Annotated in this window: 1 pseudogene; it reads left to right on the plus strand. The window is 51.1% G+C overall.

The features are described from left to right. Positions 1–243: pseudogene (locus tag B2633_RS12620) on the plus strand (hypothetical protein); the annotation flags it as partial. Positions 244–358 lie beyond the last annotated feature (115 nt).

Here is a 358-nt window from a genome sequence, read left to right on the forward strand (position 1 = left end):
GGGGAAAATGAAGGCAATGAGGATCCGCAAGAAAAAGATGACGAGACTGAGGGCGATCCCGACGCGGGAACAGACCCTGAAGGTAAAGACGGCGCAACCAAGCCCGGTGGCGATACTTCGGAAGATCCAGACCCTGACAGCAAGCCGGATGATAAATCCCCCAACCCCGATAAAACCGGAACCGGTTCAGATTCCGGAACGGTAAGCCCCGACCCTACCGGCAGCACAGGTTATACCAGCTGATGGATAGAGTAAAATAGTTAAATTCAGGCCACATCAAAACTGCTGCGCAGCAGCAGTTTTTGCTTGCCGGTAGCTAAAAATGCTAACCACATTATCTCCTTGTGCATACAAATAG

The sequence above is a fragment of the Syntrophomonas sp. UBA1041 genome, assembly GCF_002316705.1.
GTDB lineage: Bacteria > Bacillota > Syntrophomonadia > Syntrophomonadales > Syntrophomonadaceae > DTU019.